This window comes from Bacillus sp. REN3, assembly GCF_017912555.1.
Taxonomy (GTDB): Bacteria; Bacillota; Bacilli; order Bacillales; family Cytobacillaceae; genus Mesobacillus.
In genome coordinates this window covers 79,832-102,900 of sequence record NZ_JAERSD010000010.1, presented here as the reverse complement: position 1 = coordinate 102,900, position 23,069 = coordinate 79,832, and the positions used below count along the sequence as shown (strand labels likewise).

Genomic DNA, 23,069 nt, shown 5'->3' with positions numbered 1-23,069 from the left:
ATTATGACTATTTTTGAAAAAAAGAACGTCTCTGTGCATTGGGGTATCAACAGGGTCAAAAAACGACAATATGTGTTTATTGTGACTATCTATGGAAAATGCTAACATAATTTTAAGGAATACATCTGATCAGCTTTTCTGTGGATACCATCATTGTCCAATTTCTCCGTCGTGATGGCTTGTGTTTGGTCCGCCTTACTAAAAACATCGTCGTCTGAATCATTTGTTTTTGCAGATATATTTTTTCTTTTGGAGGGGCAGCATGGAACAATCAAACAAACAAGCCATAGCTATTCCGGATTTTCTCGCTGTACACCATATCACATCGGACAAGCTTTACGCTTTCTGGCAGATTGAAGAGGCGAAAGTCCGATTCATCATTAAATATTTCAACCTTGGGGAAGACACGGCTGTCCGGTCCCTGCGCTTATTTGATCTCACTGGCGCAGGATCCAATCGTGTAGAATCCAGTTGCATACATGAGGCCATCCTTCGGCCGGAAGCCAAAAGCTGGCTGTTCAAAGGAGTAAGGGAAGGACATACATACATGGCTGAACTTGGTATTAAATATAACGATGATCGTTTCTTCCCGCTCCTAAGGTCAAATATACTTAACGGCGCCGATGGAAAGAACACTGGAGCCGGGCAGGAGGTTGATTTCAGAATTCCAACATGGACAGGCAGGGTCTCCACTTATACGTATTATGAGGACCTTGAAGGGAGCCGCAAAAGTGATAGCTGAAGCGATCGACCACACAAAGAAAAGAATCATCATGCTGACTTGGGAGTATCCGCCTCATATCGTTGGGGGTCTCGCTAGACATGTCCAGGCTCTAGCCGCCGAATTAGCGGAAATTGGGCAGGAAATCCATGTGATAACGGCAAATCCATACAATGCTTCGGACTATGAGAAGAAAGATGGTGTACATATTCATCGGGTGACACCGTTGAATCATAACGATCCGGATTTCATTGCTTGGATTGGCGGATTGAATCTCGCTGCTGCTAATAAAGCAATGTTGATTGCAGGACCAGCCCCGATTGATATTGTCCATACCCATGACTGGCTGACAGGCCCCGCCGCTGAATACCTCAGCGAAGCATTGAACGTCCCTCTTGTCGCAACGATCCATGGCACCGAATTCGGGCGAAATAATGGGGTTTTTACGGAGCTTCAGCATTTTATAAATTCCAAAGAGAAGGAACTTGCTGAATCAGCAGCCCGCGTGATTGTCTGCAGTGAGTTCATGGCTGAAGAGGTTACAGCTTTGTTTGGAATCAAGAAGGCGAAAGTGACCGTGATCGAGAATGGGGCCTCCTTTGATATTAAAACAAAGCAGCGGGCTAATTTAGAGGAACAATATCCCTTCATAAAAGGAAAGAAAGTCATATTTTCAATTGGCAGGATCGTCAAGGAAAAAGGCTTCGACAGCGTGATAAAAGCGGCAGTCCTTTTGAGGGACACCCATCCGGATATATGTTTTGTCATCGCCGGGAATGGTCCTTTACTGGATGAATATCGGAAGTTCGCAAAAAGACTCTCCGTCGATGACAGGGTATTTTTCATCGGCTTCATTCCTGATGAAGTCCGGCTGGGTTTTTTGGCGAAATCTAATCTGGCCGTGTTCCCAAGTCTATATGAGCCGTTCGGCTTGGCTGCAGTGGAATCCCTTTCATTTGGGGTCCCAACTATCGTCGCGAAAACTGGGGGGATGCAGGGACTGGTTGAAGATTATAGAACCGGTTTTTATATGGAACCTGGCAACGAAAAGAGCCTTGCTGACACTGTTTCCTACATAATCAAAAATCCAGAAAAAGCAAAGAAAATAGCTGAAAGTGGGAGCGAAGAAACGGAAATCAATTTCAGTTGGAGGCGGAACGCCAGATTGACAGATTGTTTGTATGATGACTTGCTGAGGCTTCAATACACTTTAAAGGAGGCAGACAATGAAAGCGAACGCTCATCTAAAAACTCGTGTTAAAGGCGCCGGACAGACAAATCCGCTGGTGTTCAGGTACGGATTATGGATTGATGGAAAAATGCATTGGGCAGAGAGCAGCATGGAGAAATCGCAGCTTCTTGAGGACCTTTCGATCAGAGTGAGATTATTGAACCTTCATTCCAGAGTGGAATATTTGAAGTTTTATGTCACAAACCAATCACGGTTATCGAAGGAAGCAAAACTGATCATACTCCAATGTCATGCAAATCCTGCAGTTGAACAATTTTGCTTCGTGTCTCCTGCCGAGGAAGTGATTTTTCATTTAGCCGGCAATTCCATTTATCTTGTGAACGGGATGAATAGCGAGGGAAAGATGAAACAGTGTACCGTACAGCCGCTTTGGAATCTTGGCACGGACCGTCTTTGGAGGTGCGAGGAATCAGGAAGGCTGAATTACCAGCCGTTGGCAAAAGGCGCTTCGGTGAGTCTCTTCTCACTTGATTTGAGTATTTCGCCCTTCGAAACCCAGGAATGCAGCTGCTGGGCGATCGAAGGATCTGACATAAATATACTGATCGATTTGAACAAATTGCTTTTGAAAAACAGACTAGCATTTAGCGAAAAAAAGTGATATTATAGAAAAGTCGTATGCACGAACCTAGCTTGAATCAGTTTGGAGGGAAATCACATGCGTGTAAACATTACATTAGCTTGCACAGAGTGCGGAGATCGCAACTATATTTCTAAAAAAAATAAGCGAAACAACCCAGATCGTCTTGAGCTGAAGAAGTATTGCCCAAGAGAAAAACGTACAACATTACACCGTGAAACAAAGTAAGCAGCGGGATTCCTCCCAGCTGCTTTTTTTGTTTGTGTATGATAAGGCTATCTCGGTTGTCACCATACGTTTTACTGATCGGAGAGCATTCTTTTCCTCACAAAAATAGGATTTTGAATGCCATAACAGGCAATAAATGATAAAGTCAATACATAGAGACATTCACTACCCATTCATTCGCATTGTTCAATTGGAGGAATCGTATATGGACGAAAAAAAGGATCTCCGAAAAAAGATCCAGGCTGGGTTATCCGGGATATCCAGGCCATTGTATGAGGATTTATCCTACCGCATCGCCAACCGGCTTTATAATGATGAAATGTGGGAGAGCGCTTCAACCATTGGCATCACAATCTCAAGGATGCCAGAAGTGGAAACGCTTCAAGTGGTCAGGAAGGCATGGGAGCAAGGGAAGAGGGTAACTGTCCCGAAATGCGAACCACAGACAAAAGGGCTGGATTTCAGGGAATTGAAACACTTTTCGGAACTTGAATCTGTATTTTTCGGTCTTTTGGAGCCCATTCCCTCAGAGACGGAAAAAGTGCTGCCATCTGAAATCGACCTAGTCATTGTGCCCGGGCTTGCCTTTTCAAATGAAGGGTTTCGCCTTGGTTTTGGTGGGGGATACTATGACCGATTTCTTGAAAACTATAAAGGGAATACGCTATCACTTGCTTTCAGGAAGCAGCTTGTCAGCAATGTTCCGATTGAGGCCCATGACATCCCGGTGGATAGAATCATCACTGAAGATGGGGTCATAATCATTGGAAACTGAAAGGTATCTCGTAACCTTCATGGTCGCTGTTACCGCGGCTGCATCCTATCAATTTCGGCTGTTGACCGCGTCAGGGGCGATTGCCGCTTTTTTTAGCGGAGTATCTATATTCCTGGGGTTTGGTGCTCGTGGCCTTGTATTGCTTGGAGTCTTTTTCCTGACATCAAGCTTGTTATCCATCTTCAAGCATCAACGGAAAATGCTTCTTGGTGATTTGCATGAGAAAGGTTCGACACGAGACTGGGCACAGGTTGCTGCTAATGGCGGTACGGCAGCGATTGCCGGGATTGTCAATCATCTGTATCCGGATCCTGTCTGGGTACTCGCTTTTTCAATTTCGCTTGCCAGTGCGAACGCCGATACATGGGCGTCAGAATTAGGGATTTTAAGCAAAAATCCCCCTTATTCAGTAAAAACATTCAAGATGGTTCCCCGAGGTACTTCCGGGGCTGTGTCGCTGTTCGGCACTTTTGCGGCAGGAGCAGGCTCATTGCTGATAGCTGCAGCAGCATTGTTGTTATTCGAGCTGGAATTACTGGTGGCTGCCACGGTATTTTTTGTCGGAATGGCCGGAATGATGATTGATGCGCTGCTCGGAGCTTCTGTCCAGGCATTGTATGAATGTCCTGGATGCCGGGCGAAAACAGAGAAGAAAATACATTGCGGGAAAAGTACAATGCTTTCTTCAGGATATAGGGTCATGAACAATGATGTTGTCAATTTTTCAGCGTGTTTTATTTCAGCCTTGATGGGAATTAGTTTCTATAAGGTTTTCTTTTGAAAATAAAATAGGAAAAGCTTATGTGAAATGATAAACATGAAGTAAATAAGTATACATTATTTTAGGGGGAATTCAAGATGAAAAGTCGTGTAAATCGGGTAGTATTGGTAGGGACAGGGTTTGTTGGCTCAAGTTACGCGTTTGCGATGTTGAACCAGGGTGTGGCAGAAGAACTTGTACTTGTAGACCTGAATAGGGAAAAGTCAGAAGGGGATGCGATGGATTTGAACCATGGCATGGCGTTTGCTCCATCGCAGACGAAAATCTGGTTTGGTTCCTATGCCGATTGCAAGGATGCAGACCTTGTTGTCCTATGCGCCGGAGCGAATCAAAAACCGGGTGAAACACGCCTTGACCTTGTTGAGAAAAACACTAGGATTTTTGAAAGTATCGTGGGCGAGGTAATGGCCAGCGGTTTTGATGGAATTTTCCTGGTCGCAACAAATCCTGTTGATATCCTCACTTATGCTGTCTGGAAATTTTCCGGTCTGCCAAAAGAGCGTGTAATTGGTTCGGGAACTATCCTTGACACGGCAAGATTCCGATTTTTGCTTGGCGACTACTTCAAGGTCGATACAAGGAACGTCCACGCCTATATCATTGGAGAACATGGGGATACTGAGCTTCCTGTATGGAGCCATGCAGATATTGGCGGGAAACCTATCGCTCAGATGATGGATCATCAAGGCGGTTATAACGTTGCCGACCTTGATGACATCTTTAAGAATGTCCGTGATGCCGCCTATCATATCATCGAGCGGAAAGGTGCCACTTACTATGGCATCGCGATGGGGCTTGTCCGCCTCACAAAAGCAATTCTCCAAGATGAGAATTCAATCTTGACTGTTTCTGCCCAGCTTCATGGTGAATATGGACATCAGGACATTTATATTGGCGTCCCTGCCGTAGTGAACCGGAATGGAATCAGGGAAATTGTCGAGCTATCGCTAAATGAGGAAGAACAGAAGCAGTTCGATCACTCCGTCAAGGTGTTAAAAAAAGCCATGGCTCCTGTATTATAAATCCGAGCGCGGTGACCTGCGACCTGGAGAGGCTAGTTTGCAATATGTCCCCGGTTTTCTTCTATTATATAGCCGCTTTTAACCCCACATGATTTTTAGGAAGACCAGGGATAAAATAGCAGCCTGTTCCCTAAAATAATAGGGGAGGGATCGAAATGTTAAAAAGACTTTTCTCGATTTTTATGATTGGGCTTGCTGGCTATTACTTATTTGAAAACCGATACCGGGTCATGAACGGATTGCTGGGAAACAGATTCTTGCGCCGAATTGCTGTAGGTTCATTGATGAGTCTGCCCGGAGTCAGGAATAAGATGCTCCAATCCGTTTTCGCCGGACCAGGAGATTTCCGCTAAAAGACCCATTCGGGTCTTTTTTGCGCTATTTGGACACTATTTAAATTCTAAGTTTGTTTTGACAAGGCGAAAGGATATATGGATAGGGGAAATTTGGTTTATAATATTTTTAACTGGGTTTTCAAAAAGAAGTCTCCCGCTTCAGGGAATGCACAATGCCGAGCATGATGAAGCTTGGTTACGATGTGTTTCCATGGAAACAATTAAATTGAAAAACAAGGCAGAAAGTAGGGGAGAAGTTGGCATTTTTGGAGGAGTACTTGTACTGGAGGGTAGCGGAATTTTTAATCAGCAACCAGGGCTACCGCATTCTTCAGCTGTCTAATGACCAGAATGAACTTTGGCTGGAAAAAACCGAAAACAAACAAGCACAGGTTGTCCGCCTGCTTCATTATAATTTGGACTGGAGCAACTGGCTGCAGCGTGATATCGAAACAACTGCCGGGAATGGGGAACGGATAAGAAGGGGCCTTGCAAAGGGAGAATTGAAGCTACTCAATGTGTATTTCAGCGCCTATCCGCCTGTGGATGATTATGAATTCCGCCTTGAAGAGCCGTATCGATACTCGGATAGCAGCAAAGTTACCATTGAATCCATATTGATCGATAGGGCAAATGCGGCAGCACAGCTTGCTAAATTTGAACAGACTATGGGAGTACCGCTCGGAATTGATATTGCTGATGGATTTACGGATGATGATACTGAAGCACATAAGAAAAATGCCTTATTCCAAGCGGCCAACAGAGCCAAGGCTGAACGCTCCGTGTTCAATTACGGCAAGCCTTTTTTCACGTATCTTTTTATCGCGGCACAAATAATTGTTTTCCTTCTGTTGGAAGCGGCAGGGGGAAGCACGGATACAGCTACGTTGATTAAGTTTGGAGCCAAATTCAATCCCCTCATCCTTGAAGGCGAATGGTGGCGTTTTTTCACACCGATCTTTATCCATATCGGATTTTTGCATTTATTCATGAATACTTTGGCATTGTACTATCTTGGAACCCTCGTTGAGAGGCTATATGGGAATATGAGGTTTCTGTTCATTTACATGACAGCCGGTTTAGGAGGGACCCTTGCGAGCTTTCTTTTCAGTCCTAATCTGTCAGCGGGGGCAAGCGGCGCGATATTTGGCTGTTTCGGAGCTCTGCTTTATTTCGGGGTCGTGCACCCGAGGCTTTTTTGGAGAACACTTGGCTTGAATATCTTTGTCGTGCTTGGGATTAACCTTGCTTTTGGATTCACAGTGCCTGGGATAGATAATGCTGGACACCTCGGTGGCCTGGCAGGCGGGTTTGCCGCAGCGGGAATCGTGCATCTCCCTGGGAAAAAGCGGCCTGTGCTGCAATTTCTCTTTCTCGCTGTTGCCATTGCCACGATGGCCTTTTCGCTAAGATACGGATTCAGCGATAAAGCAGATTTAGTAGATGAGAGGTCAATCCTCCTGCTTGCCCAGCAGCATATCCAGGAAGAAGAGTATGGAAAGGCATACGATTTGCTTTCAGAATACAGCAGGAAGGATGTTTCCTCTGCGGAAATACTTTTTTTGCTTTCCTATACTGAAATCAAGCAGGACCAGCTTGAAGACGCAAAGCAAAATCTCTTCAAAGTGATTGAACTAGACCCAGCGTTCCACGAGGCTTACTTCAATCTGGCACTTATCTATATGGAAGAGAACAATTTCCCGGAAGCCCAAAAATTTGCCGAAAAAGCTGTTGAATTAAATGCTGGCGAAGAAAGCTACCAAAAGACACTCAATCAGATCAATCACTTCCTTTCAGAATGATTGCTTTCCATGTTAGGATGGAAAACGGCTTGTAATCTTTCCTTTCTGGCCATTATCTGGGTATTCCCGGTCAGATCAGCTGCTTTAAAAGCACGCTTTCCCCGTCTTTTGTTTCCGTAATGACAAGCAAATGGGTTTTATCCCTTGAGATAAGGATTAGCGGCATCGTACTGTCGTTTGGTTCGACGACAGTACCGTCGCTTTTTCTTATTCCAAGAAAATAGTTTTTATAGATTCCCTCCCAAAGCCTGCCTATGATCTCGGCTGACTCCATTCTAGAGAATCCTGGGAGCGGCTCTTCCCTAAACCTTTTCAATTCATTTAAGGGAATGATGGAATATTCGGCAAGATTCACTCCATGGGTTTTCTGGGCATTCTGCAAACTTGTTTTCTGCTTATTCCTGACATTTCGATCGAGTACTTTTTTCCATTCTATTTCCTCGCTGCTCTTCGCTACCCTGAAAGCGCTTAAGGGAGTGAATGCAGAATCGATAATATAAAGTGAATCATTTGACATCGTTTGCGCACTTGTGATTGTATCGCCTGGCTGATGAAGTTCGGCATAGTGGAATGTAATGGCATCCACTTTTGAACTTTCATTCCCCTTAATCGTTTCCTTTTGGATTAAGTCAGCAGTGTTTTGCCTCCATTTCCCCATCTTCCCTTTTAATAATCCATTCGTGTATAAAAGGGCTAAATCCTGTCGCAAGTATGCTTTCCGGTCGAGTTTGGCTTCCGTTTTCCAATCGATCGAATGGTCATTTTCTTTTCCAAGGGACAGGGTTGTACCTGAACTTTTAAAAGAGACCGATTCATCGATTGGGAAAAAGATAATCGTTTCTCTTGCAGAGTCAAAAATATTGAAACGACCGATCAAGAAAGCAGTGAGAACTGCCGCTGCACTGAACCAAACGATAAGCATTTTTTTCATCAGCCTGTTTCCTCCCGCAGCCACAATGGCGGTTGTCCGATATAACCACTATATGAACCTCACCATCAACTGATGAACAAGTATTTTTTTTTCATCGTTTGGCTAAGCTGTTAAAGGAAAATAATGGTGAATTGCTGTGATGAAAGGTTTGAGGCAGGGTATGGATGAATTCAAGAAACACTATGTAAATGAAAACCTAAAGGAAAACACCGATTTTTTACGGCATGAACTTGGAGTCGGGAAAAGCTTCGATGTGATTCATCTTGATGTGGAGTATGCTGGGAGAGAAATGGCAATCTTTCTTGTCGACGGATTTGCCAAGGACGATATCATGCTGCATATCATGAAGCTGCTTGCCAAGCTTGAGCCAGGCACATTAGATACGGAAACTTTGAAGAAACTTGTGAAGACCTATATTCCATATGTCGAGGTGGAAACAACGGATGACCTGGATAAGGTAGTGGATATGGTATTGGCTGGACCCATCGCACTTAGTGTCGATGGGATTTCTGACATCATCCTGATCGATGCCAGGACATACCCTGTAAGAGGGCCTGAGGAACCTGACATGGAAAGGGTTGTGAGGGGGTCGAGGGATGGATTCGTTGAAACCCTGGTCTTCAATACAGCCCTCACAAGGAGACGGATAAGGGACCGAACGTTAAGGATGGAATATACGCAGGTCGGAAGGCGGTCGAAGACTGACATCGTTGTTTGTTACATTGAAGATATCGCCGATCCCGACCTGGTGAAGAGAATCAAGGATTCTCTATCACTTATCGATACAGACGGCTTGCCGATGGCTGAAAAAACAATCGAGGAATTCATTTCTGGCAGACACTGGAACCCGTTCCCAACAGTCAGGTATACAGAGCGGCCAGATACTGCTGCGACACACCTGTATGAAGGACATGTGTGCATCATTGTCGATGGTTCTCCAAGTGTTCTGATCACACCGACTACCTTTTGGCATCATTTACAGCATGCGGAAGAATACCGTAATAAACCGCTGGTAGGAGCCTATTTGCGTATGGTCCGGTTCCTAGCAGTATGGACTTCCTTATTTTTGCTGCCGCTCTGGTACTTATTTGCGGTCAAACCCGAACTACTACCTGAGAAGCTGTCGTTTATCGGTCCGAATGACCCTGGGGAGATTCCGCTGTTCTTGCAGTTCCTGGTCATCGAATTGGGGATTGACGTACTCAGGATGGCTGCAATCCATACGCCAACCTCTTTGGCAACAGCCCTTGGGCTTGTCGCAGCGTTGATGATTGGGCAGGTTGCTGTTGAGGTTGGTTTGCTGACCAATGAAGTCATACTTTATCTGGCAATTGCCGCGATTGGAACCTTTGCAACTCCAAGCTATGAAATGAGTCTTGCTAATAGGATTATTAGGATCTTCCTTTTGATTGCTACCGCTGCTTTCCAGGAATACGGGCTTCTAGCAGGTTTCGTTCTCCTGGTGCTGCTGCTGTCAAGGATGCGCTCTTTTGGCGTTCCTTACTTCTGGCCGTTCATCCCTTTCAATTTAAGAGCCTTTCGGGACGTGCTGTTAAGATCGCCAATTCCCCTGAAAAATCGCCGTCCGCGAATCTTGAGCCCGCAAGACCCTGACAGATAAAGTCACAATAGAAAAAAGCAGCATAACACAGCTTTTTTCTATTTGTGGTTTATTATAACGATTACACTGCAATTTTGGCATAAAAACATCCCTTTTCCCTGTAAATGAGGATAGGATTTTTTATGAGGCAGCAATCATGCTGCCTTTTTCCATTCCGAGAAGGGGTGGATGGCTATTCACAAATACCACATAACAACAATGGATATCGCAAAGTGATGGAATTGATTATTCATATTTATATCTACTCTGTACTTGAGTAGACTATAGGTATCTATTATACTTAATAATTGGAAACATGCTCTTATTTTCACAAGCATTGAGGGGAATACATTGAAAACGATTTATGATATCCAGCAATTTTTGAAAAAGTACGGTACAGTTATATACATAGGCGATAGGCTAGCTGATTTGGAATTGATGGAATCAGAGCTGAAGGAGCTGTTTCAATCCCAATTGATTGAAACGAAGGAATATCAGTCTGCGCTCCTATTGTTAAGGCATGAAATACAGCTTGAAAAAGAAAAAAATGTTAATAAGAAAAGGTGACGTTCAATGTCTGAAAAATGGCTGGTCGGAGTGGACCTCGGAGGAACAACTACAAAGCTTGCTTTCTTGAATCCATACGGGGAGATCCTCCATAAATGGGAAATCCCAACTGATATTTCGGATGCTGGGAAAAACATTACAGTGAATATTGCAAAATCAATTGATCACAAGCTGGAAGCGATTGGTCGCCCAAAAAGTGAAATCGCCGGGATTGGAATGGGTGCACCAGGACCAGTGAATCTGGCAACAGGAGATATATATGAAGCGGTGAACCTTGGCTGGAGGGAGCCTTATCCGTTGAAGGATTTGCTTGAGGTGGAAACATCTTTACCGGCAGTGATTGATAATGATGCCAATTGTGCTGCCCTCGGCGAAATGTGGAAGGGCGCCGGAAACGGAGCAAAAGATCTTGTTTGCGTGACACTTGGAACCGGAGTCGGCGGCGGGGTCATTGCCAATGGGGACATCGTACATGGAATCAGCGGTGCTGCGGGTGAAATAGGCCATATCACTTCTTTGCCTGTGGGAGGGACACCTTGCAATTGCGGGAAAACAGGTTGTCTTGAAACCATTGCCTCAGCAACTGGAATTGTCAGGATTGCGGTTGAAATGCTGGAAGAAAATGTTGACGAGGGTGAATTATCAACTGTTTACAAGGAAAAGGGCCTGGTAACTGCAAAAGATGTGTTCGACGCTGCGAGAAGAGAGGATCGCATCGCCAGAAAAGTGATTGAAACGGTTTCATTGCATTTAGGCATTGCGCTTGCGAATATTGCGAACACGCTCAACCCTGAAAAAATCGTTTTGGGCGGGGGGGTATCGAAAGCAGGGGATATCCTGCTCGAACCGGTAAAGGAACAGTTTTTACGGAATTCGTTCCCACGGGTTGCGCATTCAACAGATATCAGCATCGCAACCTTGGGAAATGACGCTGGAGTCATTGGAGCCGCATGGCTCGTCAAAAATAAAATTTGAAGAAAAAGGCAGGGAAATCTTCTATTGGGAAAATTCCCTGCTTTATCTGTTTTAGCATAATTTATGTTAGGCTCCAAAGTTGGACCCGCAAGGTATCAGAGAATAGTGCGAAGTCTGCCCACAAGGGTATGGGCACCTCCCAGCATGTTTCTCCTTGGCTTTGACCATTCGAAGTTGGCCCTGTCAAAGGAAATAAAAGGGTGAACGTTTCGACAAGAAGGAGCTGCTGTTCATCGGAAAGGATGCGAACATCGTTCCGAATTCGTAAAGTTCCTTTTAAATGAATATTCTGAATATGGACAAACCTGAAACTTTTCAAGGTTTAATTCGTCTAATATGGTGGAAAATATTGTGGTGACTCGGTAAATAAGTGCATGTTTAATGCTTAACTTTCAATTGATTTTTTCAATGAAAAGTATTAAGATTATCTTTGATTCTGGAACAATCGATAAATTAACCAAAATTTTCCATATCTGTTATTTGTAACAGGGAGGTAGCAAACACGATGAAGAATAACAAATGGTCACAAGCATCGATCGTTACGATTGCCGTTCTCATGTTGTGGCTCAAAACCTATATTGCATATAAAACAAGTTTTGATATCAAGATTGAAAACTGGAAACAGGAAATCATCCTGTTCATAAATCCGCTGAGCTTTCTGATGTTCATATTCGGAATCAGCCTGTTCCTGAAGGAAAAGAATCAGAAACGCTATATCCTGATTACAAGTTTCATAGTTTCTGTGATTCTGTTCGCGAATGTTGTCTTTTATCGCTTTTTCAATGATTTTCTCACGATTCCTGTCCTATTCCAGACAAGCAACATGAGCGATCTTGGGAGCAGTGTGACGGAACTCATCAACTTGAAGGACCTGTTATATTTTGCTGATTTCATTATTTTAGCTTTATTGATTAAATTTAAGCCGTCATTTATCGGCTATAGGGAATATTCCAAGGTGGACCGCAGGGCATTTTTCCTTGTTTCAATCGCCATCGCGTTTTTTAACCTGGGGCTTGCTGAGACAGAACGCCCTCAGCTTTTGACAAGGACGTTCGACAGGGAGATGCTGGTCAAGAACATCGGGACATACAACTATCATTTATATGATGCATTCTTGCAGTCCAAATCTTCCGCACAGCGCGCGCTGGCAGATGGAAGTGAATTGGCTGATATCGACAATTATGTCCGTGCGAATTATTTGCCTCCAAATGATGAAATGTTCGGCGCCGCAAAAGGCAAGAATGTCATCCTTGTGTCGATGGAATCGACACAGAATTTTGTGATCAACCAGAAGGTAAATGGGCAGGAAATCACTCCTTTCCTGAATGATTTCATTAAGGAAAGTTATTATTTTGACAATTTCTATCACCAGACCGGCCAGGGGAAAACTTCGGATTCTGAATTCCTGGTTGAAAACTCGCTGTATCCGCTGAGCCGAGGTGCTGTCTTCTTTACGCACTCTGGCAATGAGTATAAAGCTACGCCTGAAATTTTGAACGAAAACGGGTATTTTACTGCATCATTGCATGCGAATAACAAGAGCTTCTGGAACCGTGACATCATGTACCAGTCATTAGGATACAAGCGCTTTTATTCGTTGACGGATTATGAAGTGAATGAAGGGAATTCCGTTGGATGGGGGATGAAGGATATTGAATTCTTCGATCAGTCTGTCCAGCATCTGAAGGAAATGCCAAAACCGTTTTATTCAAAATTCATTACTTTGACTAACCATTTCCCATTTGAATTGAATGAGGAAGACAGTTTCATCCAACCATATACGTCAAATGATAAAACAGTCAACAACTATTTTCCGACTGTCCGATATCAGGATGAAGCACTTAAGCGTTTTGTGCAGAAGCTGAAAGATGAAGGCTTATATGAAGATTCGATCATCATTTTATATGGTGACCATTATGGAATTTCAGAAAACCATAATAAGGCTATGAGTGAATACCTTGGCAAGGAAATCACACCGTTTGAAAGCACTCAGTTGCAAAAGGTTCCATTGATTATCCACATTCCAGGCCAAGAAGGAAAGACGATTTCCACTGTTTCCGGCCAGATTGACCTGAAACCGACAATCCTGCATTTACTGGGTATCGATACGAAGGACCACATCGATTTCGGAACGGATTTGTTCGCTAAGGATCGCCTGGACTTTACCGTACTCCGTGATGGAAGCTTCATTACAAAAGACCATGTCTACACGCGGGAAACTTGCTATGATAAGGCAACAGGCCAGCCAGCCGACAAGGAAAGCTGCGAGCAATTCATGGAAAAAGCAAAGAACGAACTTGAGTATTCTGACAAAATCATTTACGGAGATTTGTTGAGGTTCTATGAACAGCAGTAAGACTTCAAGACAAATGTTTGCGGAACAAAAACCTGCGCTGGGGAAGAAGGCGCAGGTTTTTTGAATGGCTATATTGCCCATTTAGAGCGGATATTCAGATGGGAGCGGGTGTGGGCCACTTTCCAAAAGACTCTTGGGAAGTCTTTTGGAAAGGAATGTTCTTTGAACAACAGGGATGCTTGAATGCTAGAGTATAATTAAGGAGACAGAGGATAATCATATCTGCCAGAGGATTTTTAAAAGTTGCCATTGAATGATAAAGATCTACTTTGGCTTCATTTTTGAGGGAGCCTGTGCTTTTATGTTTGGATTGCTTTTATAGATTCTTGATGATGTGTGAAACATTTAAGGGTTTTTAACGTACACATATATACAGTGTTTAAAGGGGGCTTCGCGGTGGAAAACTGGTACCGATATACATACAGACCATCATTGCTATTGATCATTTTGTTCAGCGTTGCCCTTGCGCTTTCAGGCTGTTCCGGGAAATCACCAGGAGGATTGCATTCAGGTAGCGGCCACAGCAAAACGCTAAAGGAATCACCCCGACCTTCCTTTTTATCATCAGGCATGATGCCAATTGTGCTGGAAGAGGGAGAATTTTATAAGGCTGCAGGCTGGCTTGATGACGAAACCATCTTGTATATTGCCAATACCGAGACTGGTTCCTCTTTATACACCCATCACATCTCCACTGGGGAAAGCAGGCTGCTTTATAAAAGTGAGCATCCTGCCATAACCGCGGAAATCAGTCCTAGCAAAAACTTGATTTTGATTCATAGTGCCGGTGCCGATGAAGCGATTTTAGATGTCATCAATACGTCTGGCCAAGAACTATTTTCTTCAAGTATAGAGTCACATGAGCTAAGCTTTGAATGGAATTCTTTTGCGGAAAAAACAATTCTTGTCTCTGCTTTTACAGAGGATTGGGATTTCAAAACTTATATTTTGGATTTGGATCAGAAGGGACTTGAACAGATTTCATTGCCAGAGCCTTTCGCACGATGGGTCTCATCGGATCAACTTGTTTTCCAGGATTGGGATGAAGATGGGATGTCTCTCGAGGCTCCATTGATGTCCTACTCTTTGAAAGAAAAAAAGATAAAGCAGGTTTTTCGGTCCATTTTTCAATTTGATGCCATCGGGAAAAATGTATTGACTATCAACATGCTTGAAGAAAATCCCAATCAGGCGAATTATGTCCTTTACAACAAAGGCTTCAACCAGCTTGGGAAATTCGATGCTCCGCTGCTGACGTCTTTTTCTGGCTGGCTTGTCCCATTTTATGATTTAATGAACGATGGGGAAGATTTCATCTATTTCCGCGCTCTTCATAAAGGAGAAGCAGATGTATATGACGAGGGTTTTGACCTGGTTCGCTTTAATCTTGATTCGGATGAAGAGAAAGTGATTTTATCCAATCTCAACAACGAGCCCCTTTCATGTGCCCCCTCGGCTCCACTCTGTTTGTATGGTTTTCAATTCGAAAAACTCTTGGATATTGAATCCAAGCAAATAGTAGAGCTTACTGAATAAGGAAAAAGAGGAGAGATTGCAATGGCCATAGTTGATGTGACAGTAATTCCGATTGGAACTGAGTCACCGAGTGTCAGTTCGTATGTGGCAGATATCCAGAAAATCCTGGTCAAGTACAAGGAACAGGGGAAAATTGATTTTCAGCTAACGCCAATGAATACCTTGATCGAGGGGGACCTTCCTGTGCTCTTCGAGGTTATCGAGGCAATACACGAAGTGCCTTTCAGCGCGGGGGTTAAACGCGTGGCAACGAACATTAGGATTGATGACCGGCGGGATATAAAGAGGAGAATGAGAGAAAAGGTCGATCGGGTTAACCAGCTTCTTGAGGGCTGAAATAAAAAAAGGAAAAGCCACCTTAACATAAAAGGCTTTTCCTTTTTTTTTTGAAATAAGTATTAGATTCACTTTGAGAAATGTCCAGCACTAGCGCCAAGCCCCTCTGGTCATAAGCCGTAGCGCTGTGGTGGCCGGGAAACTGCCTTCACGCGTTTCGTCTTATGTCCGCCGGGGCCGATCAGGGCGCTTGCAATTTTCTTGGATTGAATTAATGTGCTGTAGGGAAGCCCTGATGGATGATCGTCATGACTGTGAACCAGCCGATAACCAGGAACGTTCCTCCCCCAAATACAATTCCAAGAATGTTTTTGTTTTTAAGTGCCGAGAAAGTCGCATAGCCGGCAAGAAGTGTGACTAAAGCAAAAATAATTGCCAATCCCATGATTAAGCCCCCTTTATTAAGATGGCAGGCGCTAAAGCCTGCTATGTAGATACAAGCATACACTCGTTCTCTATTTTATATTTTTTTGGATCATTTGTCGAGGTCTAAAAACTCTACTCCAACTTCATATGCTTTTGCTATACCCGTAATCAGCTTTTCGTAATGAGCGTGCGCAAAATGGATACTTTGTCCGTTATTCCCAAAGGCTGTAAAGGACAGGTGTTCTTCCATTTGAAGAAGGGACATTTCTATCTGCATCTTGTTTCCATTCTTGAACTTGAAGGCAGTCAATAAGTCTTTAAATAAATAAATCGCAGAGCCGACAATGAATCCAGTGTCATAAAAATCTGCTCCTTCCTGACCCTGCGAGACCTTTACCAGGGTGTGGATTCCTGCGAGCATTCCAGCTTCCTCAAGAAAATAGGAAGCATTATCCGCTTCTGTGCCAGCTGGGAAGATGAATAGATTTTCGTGCTGTTGATGAGGGTTTGTCACCGATACAAATACTTCAAGGAAATCGGGTAGTTCGTTTATTATATGTGAAGCTTCAATTGCAATCATGTTTTCCATATTGATTCTCCTCATTATTTCAATAGACATTCCTTAATTCTTGCCTTGTATTAGTGTAAAATAAACATAGCGCATATTTCAAACTTATTAGGAGGTAAAGTGAGTTGAAATGGAAACAGATCCCTCTTGGCCCGCTGCAGACGAATTGTTATCTTGTGAGCGATGAAGATGGTTCATGTCTTGTGGTGGACCCTGGAGCTGAACCTGAAAAATTGATTTCGATAATAGACAGACAGGGATTGAAGCCTGTATGTATTTTACTTACCCATGCACATTTTGATCATATTGGCGCAGTGGACATGGTCAGGGAAAAATATGATATTCCAGTCCATGTCCACTTTAAAGAAGCTGATTGGCTGGACGATCCGGCGCTGAATGGATCAAAGTATTTTATGATGCAGGACGCGGTCAAAGCCAAGCCAGCTGAAAATCTATTGGGTGAAGAAGGAGAAATGACAATCGATTCGTTCACGTTCTCCGTATTCTACACACCTGGGCATTCACCAGGAAGTGTATCATTTTACTTTCCCGAGGATCAGTTTGTCCTTGCAGGGGATGCACTTTTTAAAGGAAGTATCGGGCGGACAGACCTTCCTGGGGGAAACCACAGTCAGCTAATCAGCAGCATTCATGAAAAATTGCTTGTCCTGCCTGAAGGAACCGCAGTTTTGCCAGGGCATGGGCCAGTCACCTCCATCGGCGACGAGATGGATACCAACCCATTCTTAAATGGATTTTAAACCTTGATCTTAAGGTCAAATCGGGTATTGCTTAATAAAGAATAAAGGAATATTTGAAATATCAAGCGGAATGATAGCTAACAGGAAATCAGCATTTTATCTTAATGGAGGCTCACGATTCTATTCCGGAATTCGACAAGACGGGAACCCTTGTCGAAGACTCAAAAACTAGGAAAGCCCTTCTCGAACGAGAAGGGCTTTCCGGGGGATGTTCTATTCATATCATGGGAGGGGATATAGTTAAGCTACTATCTCAACAATATAATAAAGAAAACACTATGTCAATAGTGAAAACTTCGATCAGGGAGTAAATTTATGAAAGAAATTATCAAGCAAAGAATCGCTGCCACAGAACAACAAATGATTACATATGCGGATTTTATCGAATGCGCTCTTTACCATCCTGAAAAGGGCTATTATATGAAAGATGTGCCGAAAATTGGCCGGGGTGGCGATTTCTATACTACGAGCAATGTGTCGGATGTTTTTGGCAGGCTAATGGGGAAATGGTATGCGAACAACACTGGGAAACTCAATCTGGGGAGAACGGTGTGTGAAATTGGCGGAGGCAACGGACGTTTCGCCAAAGCCTTTATCCAAGGCTGGAATGAGACTTCAGCTGAACCCCTGCTCTACTATCTGGTAGAGACGAGTCCTTACCACAAGCAGCTTCAAAAAGAATTATTGAGCGAGATCACCGGTGCCAAAGTCTTGTACTTTGAAGATTATCGAGAAACAGGAATGAAGGAAGGGCTGATTTTCTCAAACGAATTATTCGACGCTTTCCCAGTACATGTGATCGAGAACCATAAAGGAGTGATCCATGAGGTTTTTGTTGGATACGAAGAAGGGAATTTCGTTGAAAAGCTGTTGCCTGCCGAAAATAAAGAAATCTTCCGCTTCCTCAAAGAAGGGGATATTGGACTGGCAGAAGGACAGCGAATGGAAGTTCCATTGGGCATGGAACCTTTCCTCCGTTCGATTTCCGAAAAGCTGGACAAAGGAATCCTGATCAGCGTGGACTATGGATATACAAAAAAAGAATGGATGCAGCCTGGGCGCAGGAATGGTAGCCTTAGGGGCTACTATAAGCACCAACTGTACAAGGACATTCTCCAGCACCCTGGGGAGATGGATATTACAAGCCATGTCCATTTTGATGCGTTGATCGCCCAAGGAAAAAAGTATGGGCTGGATTTTTTCCAGAAAAAACGGCAGGATGAATTCCTGCTTTCGATTGGCATATTGGAGGAATTGGCAGAGCACCGTGATTCAAACCCATTCTCTGAGGCAAGCAAACAGAATCGGGCCATTCGCAGTTTGATCATGCCGGGGGGGATCAGTCAATCCTTTTCTGTCATCATTCAAGGAAAAAACATTGGAAAGTTTCAGGTTTAAACATGGGAAACATACTAATTCACAGCTTGGAGGTTAGAAAGAGGGGCGCAGGATTAAAAAAGAGATGAGGTCGTGTCCAGGCGTTTCTTCGCCTGGAAGCCGTCCAAATCGAAATCGGAAAGCAACGATCGCATTGCGTGAAACGGCAAAGACGATTGCAAATAAAAAAACGATGGGAATCCATCGTTTTTTTATTTGGCAAACAAATGATCAATGCCCGCCTCAGCCACCCAGTGGCATCATGAACGTGCTCCAGTAAGTAAATCCTGCGAAGAAAATGGTTAGGTATGCGCCGAATATGTAGATATACATACGTTCGGTCAGCTTCAAATAACTTAATAACAAGAAAAATCCAGTTTGACCAAAGAAAATCAAGGACGTCGTATACATGTCACCCAAGAAAAACATGACAGCAAAGATTCCCGTCCAGAATCCTAAAACTCTGTACATACGATCCAAAGATATCCCTCCTTTACCCTACAAGTCCATCACTATCATATTATAAAGTAAAGTAGAGGGAAAAGTAAACAATGAACCGGATTGATTATTGCCCGATCACTGCCTGATAGGAGCATGAATCACAGCCGGTGATCATATTCTCCTTCTCAATCAGTTCGATATCCCCAAATAAGGACTCGAACATGCCGCGCAAAAATTCATAGTGCATATTGCAGACGGTTTCAGCGTGGTCCATTGCCACTTCCTTAAATGGACAGTTGAAAATCTGGAAATAGATCTTTGTCTTTTCGCTGTTCGGCTCGAATTCCGGGTAAAAACCGGCAACGGTCGCAGCATTTTTGATGGCCTGAAGTTTTTGTTCGAAATTCATCTCCTCAGTGATTTGTGGATGACGTGCCATTTCCTGGTCGATCAATTCGGCTCCGAGCCTCTTTCCAGTCAGGTAGAGTGCTTTTTTGCCTTCATCGCCAAGTGTCATCATCGTCATCATTGCGATTTTGGATAAAAGCTGATAGTCACGGAACGGGAAGTGAAGCTGTATGACACCTTCCGACAAGCGATAGAGCCTGCTCGGACGTCCGCCCTTACCAGTTTTTTTCGTTTCTGAAATCAGCATGTTCACATCTTCGAGCTTGGAAAGATGAAGCCTTGCCACGTTCGGATGAATGTCAAAGTTATCTGCGATCTCCTGCACCGTTACGTCCTTATGCCTTTTTGTAATGTATTGATAAATATAATACCGAGTTGGGTCAGACAAAACACTTGTGATTTTTAATGTTTGTTCCACCTTAATTCACCTCAGACCACTATTTTGCCTCTATTATATTACAGCCTCAAACACAAGGGAATGAGGTTTCCACTGTAAACACTATATGTTTAGAAAATGTTCACAACTAAATGGCAAAATGATGACAAAATAGTATACAAATATTATACAAAAGCTATACAATAGGTATAAAGAAGATATTCCCCCAAGGAGGCTGGCTAAAATGAGTGAGTTAACATTTTTTTCTTATCCGAGCTGTACATCATGCAGAAAGACAAAAAAATGGCTGGTTTCAAACAGCGTGAAATTCAAAGAACGGCATTTGTTCAAAGACACTCCATCAAAAAATGAGATTCTCCAGATTTTATCTCTAACATCAGAGGGACTGGATGAACTCCTGGCAACAAGGGGAGAAGCATATAAAAATTTGGATATCGACGTTGAAGACCTGCCGCTTTCAGAGGTGATCAAGCTCTTGATCGATAAACCAAAACTTTTGAGACGGCCGATATTGACTGATGGAAAAAAACTGATTGTCGGTTTCAATCCCGATGCCTTGAAAAGTATTGCGAAATGACGAAACAGGAAGCACGGATGTGCTTCCTGTTTTATGGGCCAATTAAAGGCCAGCTTTTAGGACTGGGCTAGCTGGATTCGAACCAACGCATGACGGAGTCAAAGTCCGTTGCCTTACCGCTTGGCTATAGCCCAAAGCATTACTCTCCTATTACAGTAGTAGTATGGAATTGAATGTCACCATTTATTCACAATTATTCTTTTTTTTCGCAGGATATGCCAGTACTTCCAGCGAATTATTTTTATATTATCGAAAAAGGTGGTGTTTTTTATTGTAAAGTCGATTGAACAATTGGCAGATAAAGTACTAAAGGATGCTTTTCGAAGCGGAGCATCAGATATCCACATCATTCCCCGCGAGAAAGACACCCTGATTAAATTCAGGCTGGGCAATCAGCTAATGCCCCGTTACACTCTTGAGCACGAGGATTGTGACCGACTCATCTCCCATTTCAAATTCACGGCATCTATGGATATCGGTGAAAAAAGAAGGCCGCAAAGCGGTGCCTATAACTACGTATATAACAACATGAATATTGGATTAAGGCTATCCACCCTTCCTGCCTACATGAGCGAGAGCATGGTCATCAGACTTCTTCCCCAGCAAAACCAGATCCCTTCATTCCAAATTTCCCTTTATCCTTCAACGACAAAAAAGTTAATTTCCCTTTTGAAACATGCACATGGCCTGGTCATCTTCACAGGCCCGACCGGCAGCGGAAAAACAACGACTCTTTACTCCATGCTTTCTGAGACATCTGAAATCGTCAATCGAAACATTATCACCCTTGAAGACCCAATTGAGAAGCCGAGCCAAACGGCACTTCAAGTACAGGTGAATGAGCGTGCTGGAATTTCCTATTCAACAGGATTAAAGGCAATCCTCCGCCATGATCCAGATATCATCATGGTCGGTGAAATTAGGGATAAGGAGACGGCAGAAATCGCAATACGGGCGGCCTTGACAGGACATCTGGTGCTTACGACGATGCACACCAGGGATGCAAAAGGGGCGATATACAGGCTCATCGAATTTGGAGTCAACTGGCTGGAGATTGAACAAACGCTGATAGCGGTCACTGCCCAAAGGCTTGTGGAACTCGTTTGCCCTTATTGCGATGGCGGCTGTTCCCCATTTTGTTTCTCAATAGGAAGTGGAAAGAGAGGGAGTGTGTTCGAAATCCTGACCGGGGCTAACCTTTCAGCCGTTATAAGGGAAACGAGAGGCGAACATCCAACATACCATTACAAAACTTTGAAGGATGCGATCGCAAAGGGGATTGCACTTGGCTACATCAAGGAATCGGAGTACCAAAGGTGGGTCATGAAGGATGGGGACTAAATGGCCGGCTGAAGAACAGGCAAGGTTCCTAAAAAGGACGGGTGAATTGCTATCCCGTGGATATCCATTGGCAGAAGCATTCGAGTCTCTTTCTTTTTACCTTGAGAAGAAAAGGAAAGAAGATATCAAAAACAGCCTTCGCAATCTCCGTGAGGGGTATCCGCTTCATTTGATCCTTGGAAAGCTGGGGTTCAAAAAAGAATTAGTCAGCTATGTCTATTTTGCTGAGCAGCATGGGAGCCTGGCTAAGGCTGTGATCGAAGGGAGCGAAATGGTCCTGAGAAGGAACAGCGACTACCAGCGTTTAAAAAGGCTGGGGACTTATCCTCTGTTCCTTGTCATTCTGACAGGTGTGCTCTTTTATTTCATCCAGCAAATCCTGCTTCCTAAATTCACTGCTCTATTCAACGATATGGATCTTGCTCCAAACATTTTTATCCGTTTCATCAATGCATCCTCCTCACTGCTTCCCGTCCTGTCATCCCTTATAGTAGCTGCAGCGATCATTTGTTACGCATTTTATATTGCCGTTTTTAAAAACATCCCTCCTGTCAAGCAGAGAATCCTTCTCACTAAGATCCCGGTTGTGGGAAAACTTATGAAGCTATATTATACGCATTACTTTTCCTCACAACTAAGTTACCTGTTTGCGGGGGGTCTCTCAGTGTTCGGCGCATTGAAAATTTTCGAGGAAAATCTTCAGGATGATTTTTCGGCGGAACTTGGAAAAGATCTCATCATGAAGCTGTTGAAGGGACAGGATTTTGATGAGGCGATATTAGACTACACGCTTTTTGAAGCTGAACTTCCGCGGATTGTGCGGCATGGACAGAAGAATGGGAAGCTTGACCAGGAGCTTTACTTTTACAGCCGGCATTGCCTTAACCAGCTTGAAGAAAGGACAGAGAAAATGATGAAAGTCATTCAGCCATTGCTCTACAGCTTCATTGGTCTGCTTATCATCTCATTGTATCTGGCAATCTTGCTGCCTATGTTTCAATTAATACAAGGGATTTAATATCAACAAAAAGGAGAA

General features: G+C 43.6%; 25 protein-coding genes and 1 tRNA gene. 20 read left to right on the top strand and 6 right to left on the bottom strand.

The genetic code is table 11. The features are described 5' to 3' along the window. The first annotated feature begins 262 nt into the window (after nucleotides 1-262). The 9 genes from JJQ88_RS11000 (at nucleotide 263) to JJQ88_RS10960 (ending at nucleotide 7,496) form a co-directional block, all read left to right on the top strand. Nucleotides 263-742: a DUF4912 domain-containing protein gene (locus JJQ88_RS11000; protein WP_210365939.1), complete on the top strand. Its 480-nt coding sequence runs from the start codon at nucleotides 263-265 to the stop codon at nucleotides 740-742. Continuing rightward, entirely contained in the window at nucleotides 732-1,982 is a 1,251-nt protein-coding gene (locus tag JJQ88_RS10995) for a glycosyltransferase family 4 protein (RefSeq protein ID WP_210365938.1), read from the top strand. The genes JJQ88_RS11000 and JJQ88_RS10995 overlap by 11 nt, the downstream gene beginning before the upstream one ends. Then, the gene (locus tag JJQ88_RS10990) at nucleotides 1,948-2,574 is read left to right on the top strand and encodes a hypothetical protein (RefSeq protein WP_210365937.1); all 627 of its coding nucleotides are present in this window, start codon (nucleotides 1,948-1,950) and stop codon (nucleotides 2,572-2,574) included. The genes JJQ88_RS10995 and JJQ88_RS10990 overlap by 35 nt, the downstream gene beginning before the upstream one ends. A gap of 57 nt (nucleotides 2,575-2,631) precedes the next feature. Further along, entirely contained in the window at nucleotides 2,632-2,781 is a 150-nt protein-coding gene (rpmG, locus tag JJQ88_RS10985) for a 50S ribosomal protein L33 (protein ID WP_210365936.1), read from the top strand. A gap of 205 nt (nucleotides 2,782-2,986) precedes the next feature. Next, the gene (locus tag JJQ88_RS10980; RefSeq protein ID WP_210365935.1) at nucleotides 2,987-3,556 is read left to right on the top strand and encodes a 5-formyltetrahydrofolate cyclo-ligase; all 570 of its coding nucleotides are present in this window, start codon (nucleotides 2,987-2,989) and stop codon (nucleotides 3,554-3,556) included. Continuing rightward, a complete protein-coding gene (locus JJQ88_RS10975; RefSeq protein ID WP_246861070.1) occupies nucleotides 3,546-4,337 on the top strand; it encodes a DUF92 domain-containing protein in 792 nt (263 codons plus the stop codon). Before JJQ88_RS10980 ends, JJQ88_RS10975 begins: the two co-directional genes overlap by 11 nt. Nucleotides 4,338-4,414: 77 nt before the next feature. Beyond that, nucleotides 4,415-5,359 carry an L-lactate dehydrogenase gene (locus JJQ88_RS10970; RefSeq protein WP_210365934.1) on the top strand — a complete coding sequence of 315 codons (945 nt, stop codon included), beginning with the start codon at nucleotides 4,415-4,417 and terminating at the stop codon, nucleotides 5,357-5,359. Nucleotides 5,360-5,514: 155 nt separating this feature from the next. Next, a complete protein-coding gene (locus JJQ88_RS10965; RefSeq protein ID WP_210365933.1) occupies nucleotides 5,515-5,712 on the top strand; it encodes a hypothetical protein in 198 nt (65 codons plus the stop codon). Between the two features lie 239 nt (nucleotides 5,713-5,951). Next, a complete protein-coding gene (locus tag JJQ88_RS10960) occupies nucleotides 5,952-7,496 on the top strand; it encodes a rhomboid family protein (RefSeq protein WP_210365932.1) in 1,545 nt (514 codons plus the stop codon). A gap of 70 nt (nucleotides 7,497-7,566) precedes the next feature. On the opposite strand, the gene JJQ88_RS10955 is transcribed toward JJQ88_RS10960, so the two are convergent. Then, nucleotides 7,567-8,427 carry a hypothetical protein gene (locus JJQ88_RS10955; RefSeq protein ID WP_210365931.1) on the bottom strand — a complete coding sequence of 287 codons (861 nt, stop codon included), beginning with the start codon at nucleotides 8,425-8,427 and terminating at the stop codon, nucleotides 7,567-7,569. 139 nt (nucleotides 8,428-8,566) lie between these two features. Here JJQ88_RS10955 and JJQ88_RS10950 point away from each other — a divergent pair, with 139 nt between their 5' ends. From JJQ88_RS10950 to JJQ88_RS10925, 6 genes are all read left to right on the top strand, one after another. Next, nucleotides 8,567-10,048, top strand: a complete 1,482-nt coding sequence (locus JJQ88_RS10950; protein ID WP_481748297.1) for a spore germination protein — start codon at nucleotides 8,567-8,569, stop codon at nucleotides 10,046-10,048. A gap of 330 nt (nucleotides 10,049-10,378) precedes the next feature. After that, nucleotides 10,379-10,594: a YqgQ family protein gene (locus tag JJQ88_RS10945; protein WP_210365930.1), complete on the top strand. Its 216-nt coding sequence runs from the start codon at nucleotides 10,379-10,381 to the stop codon at nucleotides 10,592-10,594. Between the two features lie 6 nt (nucleotides 10,595-10,600). Next, a complete protein-coding gene (locus JJQ88_RS10940) occupies nucleotides 10,601-11,569 on the top strand; it encodes an ROK family glucokinase (protein ID WP_210365929.1) in 969 nt (322 codons plus the stop codon). Between the two features lie 505 nt (nucleotides 11,570-12,074). Further along, complete coding sequence (locus JJQ88_RS10935; protein WP_210365928.1) at nucleotides 12,075-13,925, top strand: LTA synthase family protein; 1,851 nt, start codon at nucleotides 12,075-12,077, stop codon at nucleotides 13,923-13,925. A gap of 396 nt (nucleotides 13,926-14,321) precedes the next feature. Continuing rightward, nucleotides 14,322-15,461: a YqgU-like beta propeller domain-containing protein gene (locus tag JJQ88_RS10930; protein WP_210365927.1), complete on the top strand. Its 1,140-nt coding sequence runs from the start codon at nucleotides 14,322-14,324 to the stop codon at nucleotides 15,459-15,461. A 21-nt stretch (nucleotides 15,462-15,482) separates the two neighbouring features. Then, nucleotides 15,483-15,797, top strand: coding sequence for an MTH1187 family thiamine-binding protein (locus tag JJQ88_RS10925; RefSeq protein WP_210365926.1), 315 nt, complete (start codon nucleotides 15,483-15,485; stop codon nucleotides 15,795-15,797). 211 nt (nucleotides 15,798-16,008) lie between these two features. Here JJQ88_RS10925 and JJQ88_RS10920 read toward each other — a convergent pair whose 3' ends face one another. Together JJQ88_RS10920 and JJQ88_RS10915 are read right to left on the bottom strand one after the other, a co-directional pair. Next, nucleotides 16,009-16,182 (bottom strand): DUF2759 domain-containing protein, encoded by a 174-nt coding sequence (locus JJQ88_RS10920; RefSeq protein ID WP_210365925.1) that lies wholly within the window; start codon nucleotides 16,180-16,182, stop codon nucleotides 16,009-16,011. 90 nt (nucleotides 16,183-16,272) lie between these two features. Next, nucleotides 16,273-16,752 (bottom strand): hypothetical protein, encoded by a 480-nt coding sequence (locus tag JJQ88_RS10915; RefSeq protein ID WP_210365924.1) that lies wholly within the window; start codon nucleotides 16,750-16,752, stop codon nucleotides 16,273-16,275. A 104-nt stretch (nucleotides 16,753-16,856) separates the two neighbouring features. On the opposite strand from JJQ88_RS10915, the gene JJQ88_RS10910 reads away from it, so the two are divergent. Both JJQ88_RS10910 and JJQ88_RS10905 read left to right on the top strand, forming a co-directional pair. Then, entirely contained in the window at nucleotides 16,857-17,492 is a 636-nt protein-coding gene (locus JJQ88_RS10910; RefSeq protein WP_210365923.1) for an MBL fold metallo-hydrolase, read from the top strand. Between the two features lie 315 nt (nucleotides 17,493-17,807). Beyond that, nucleotides 17,808-18,890, top strand: coding sequence for a class I SAM-dependent methyltransferase (locus JJQ88_RS10905; RefSeq protein WP_210365922.1), 1,083 nt, complete (start codon nucleotides 17,808-17,810; stop codon nucleotides 18,888-18,890). Nucleotides 18,891-19,112: 222 nt separating this feature from the next. Here the strand turns inward: JJQ88_RS10905 and JJQ88_RS10900 are convergent, their stop codons facing one another. Together JJQ88_RS10900 and JJQ88_RS10895 are read right to left on the bottom strand one after the other, a co-directional pair. Continuing rightward, nucleotides 19,113-19,349 (bottom strand): DUF2626 domain-containing protein, encoded by a 237-nt coding sequence (locus tag JJQ88_RS10900; RefSeq protein WP_210365921.1) that lies wholly within the window; start codon nucleotides 19,347-19,349, stop codon nucleotides 19,113-19,115. Between the two features lie 85 nt (nucleotides 19,350-19,434). Next, nucleotides 19,435-20,136 carry a helix-turn-helix transcriptional regulator gene (locus JJQ88_RS10895; protein ID WP_210365920.1) on the bottom strand — a complete coding sequence of 234 codons (702 nt, stop codon included), beginning with the start codon at nucleotides 20,134-20,136 and terminating at the stop codon, nucleotides 19,435-19,437. A gap of 202 nt (nucleotides 20,137-20,338) precedes the next feature. On the opposite strand from JJQ88_RS10895, the gene JJQ88_RS10890 reads away from it, so the two are divergent. Continuing rightward, nucleotides 20,339-20,692: a Spx/MgsR family RNA polymerase-binding regulatory protein gene (locus JJQ88_RS10890; protein ID WP_210365919.1), complete on the top strand. Its 354-nt coding sequence runs from the start codon at nucleotides 20,339-20,341 to the stop codon at nucleotides 20,690-20,692. Between the two features lie 62 nt (nucleotides 20,693-20,754). On the opposite strand, the gene JJQ88_RS10885 is transcribed toward JJQ88_RS10890, so the two are convergent. Beyond that, nucleotides 20,755-20,826 (bottom strand) — tRNA-Gln (locus JJQ88_RS10885). A 127-nt stretch (nucleotides 20,827-20,953) separates the two neighbouring features. Between JJQ88_RS10885 and comGA the strand changes: the two genes are divergently transcribed. Continuing rightward, nucleotides 20,954-22,033, top strand: coding sequence for a competence type IV pilus ATPase ComGA (comGA, locus tag JJQ88_RS10880; protein ID WP_349237127.1), 1,080 nt, complete (start codon nucleotides 20,954-20,956; stop codon nucleotides 22,031-22,033). Continuing rightward, on the top strand, nucleotides 22,023-23,051 hold the full coding sequence (gene comGB / locus JJQ88_RS10875) for a competence type IV pilus assembly protein ComGB (protein ID WP_210365917.1): 1,029 nt from the start codon (nucleotides 22,023-22,025) through the stop codon (nucleotides 23,049-23,051). Before comGA ends, comGB begins: the two co-directional genes overlap by 11 nt. The last annotated feature ends 18 nt before the right edge of the window (nucleotides 23,052-23,069 follow it).

Bases quoted from the DNA above. Each gene is read 5' to 3' on its own strand.
- JJQ88_RS11000 (WP_210365939.1), top strand. From the start codon at position 263: ATGGAACAATCAAACAAACAAGCCATAGCTATTCCGGATTTTCTCGCT.
- JJQ88_RS10990 (WP_210365937.1), top strand. From the start codon at position 1,948: ATGAAAGCGAACGCTCATCTAAAAACTCGTGTTAAAGGCGCCGGACAG.
- rpmG (WP_210365936.1), top strand. From the start codon at position 2,632: ATGCGTGTAAACATTACATTAGCTTGCACAGAGTGCGGAGATCGCAAC.
- JJQ88_RS10980 (WP_210365935.1), top strand. From the start codon at position 2,987: ATGGACGAAAAAAAGGATCTCCGAAAAAAGATCCAGGCTGGGTTATCC.
- JJQ88_RS10970 (WP_210365934.1), top strand. From the start codon at position 4,415: ATGAAAAGTCGTGTAAATCGGGTAGTATTGGTAGGGACAGGGTTTGTT.
- JJQ88_RS10965 (WP_210365933.1), top strand. From the start codon at position 5,515: ATGTTAAAAAGACTTTTCTCGATTTTTATGATTGGGCTTGCTGGCTAT.
- JJQ88_RS10955 (WP_210365931.1), bottom strand. From the start codon at position 8,427: ATGAAAAAAATGCTTATCGTTTGGTTCAGTGCAGCGGCAGTTCTCACT.
- JJQ88_RS10950 (WP_481748297.1), top strand. From the start codon at position 8,567: ATGAAAGGTTTGAGGCAGGGTATGGATGAATTCAAGAAACACTATGTA.
- JJQ88_RS10940 (WP_210365929.1), top strand. From the start codon at position 10,601: ATGTCTGAAAAATGGCTGGTCGGAGTGGACCTCGGAGGAACAACTACA.
- JJQ88_RS10935 (WP_210365928.1), top strand. From the start codon at position 12,075: ATGAAGAATAACAAATGGTCACAAGCATCGATCGTTACGATTGCCGTT.
- JJQ88_RS10925 (WP_210365926.1), top strand. From the start codon at position 15,483: ATGGCCATAGTTGATGTGACAGTAATTCCGATTGGAACTGAGTCACCG.
- JJQ88_RS10920 (WP_210365925.1), bottom strand. From the start codon at position 16,182: ATGGGATTGGCAATTATTTTTGCTTTAGTCACACTTCTTGCCGGCTAT.
- JJQ88_RS10915 (WP_210365924.1), bottom strand. From the start codon at position 16,752: ATGGAAAACATGATTGCAATTGAAGCTTCACATATAATAAACGAACTA.
- JJQ88_RS10905 (WP_210365922.1), top strand. From the start codon at position 17,808: ATGAAAGAAATTATCAAGCAAAGAATCGCTGCCACAGAACAACAAATG.
- JJQ88_RS10890 (WP_210365919.1), top strand. From the start codon at position 20,339: ATGAGTGAGTTAACATTTTTTTCTTATCCGAGCTGTACATCATGCAGA.
- comGB (WP_210365917.1), top strand. From the start codon at position 22,023: ATGGGGACTAAATGGCCGGCTGAAGAACAGGCAAGGTTCCTAAAAAGG.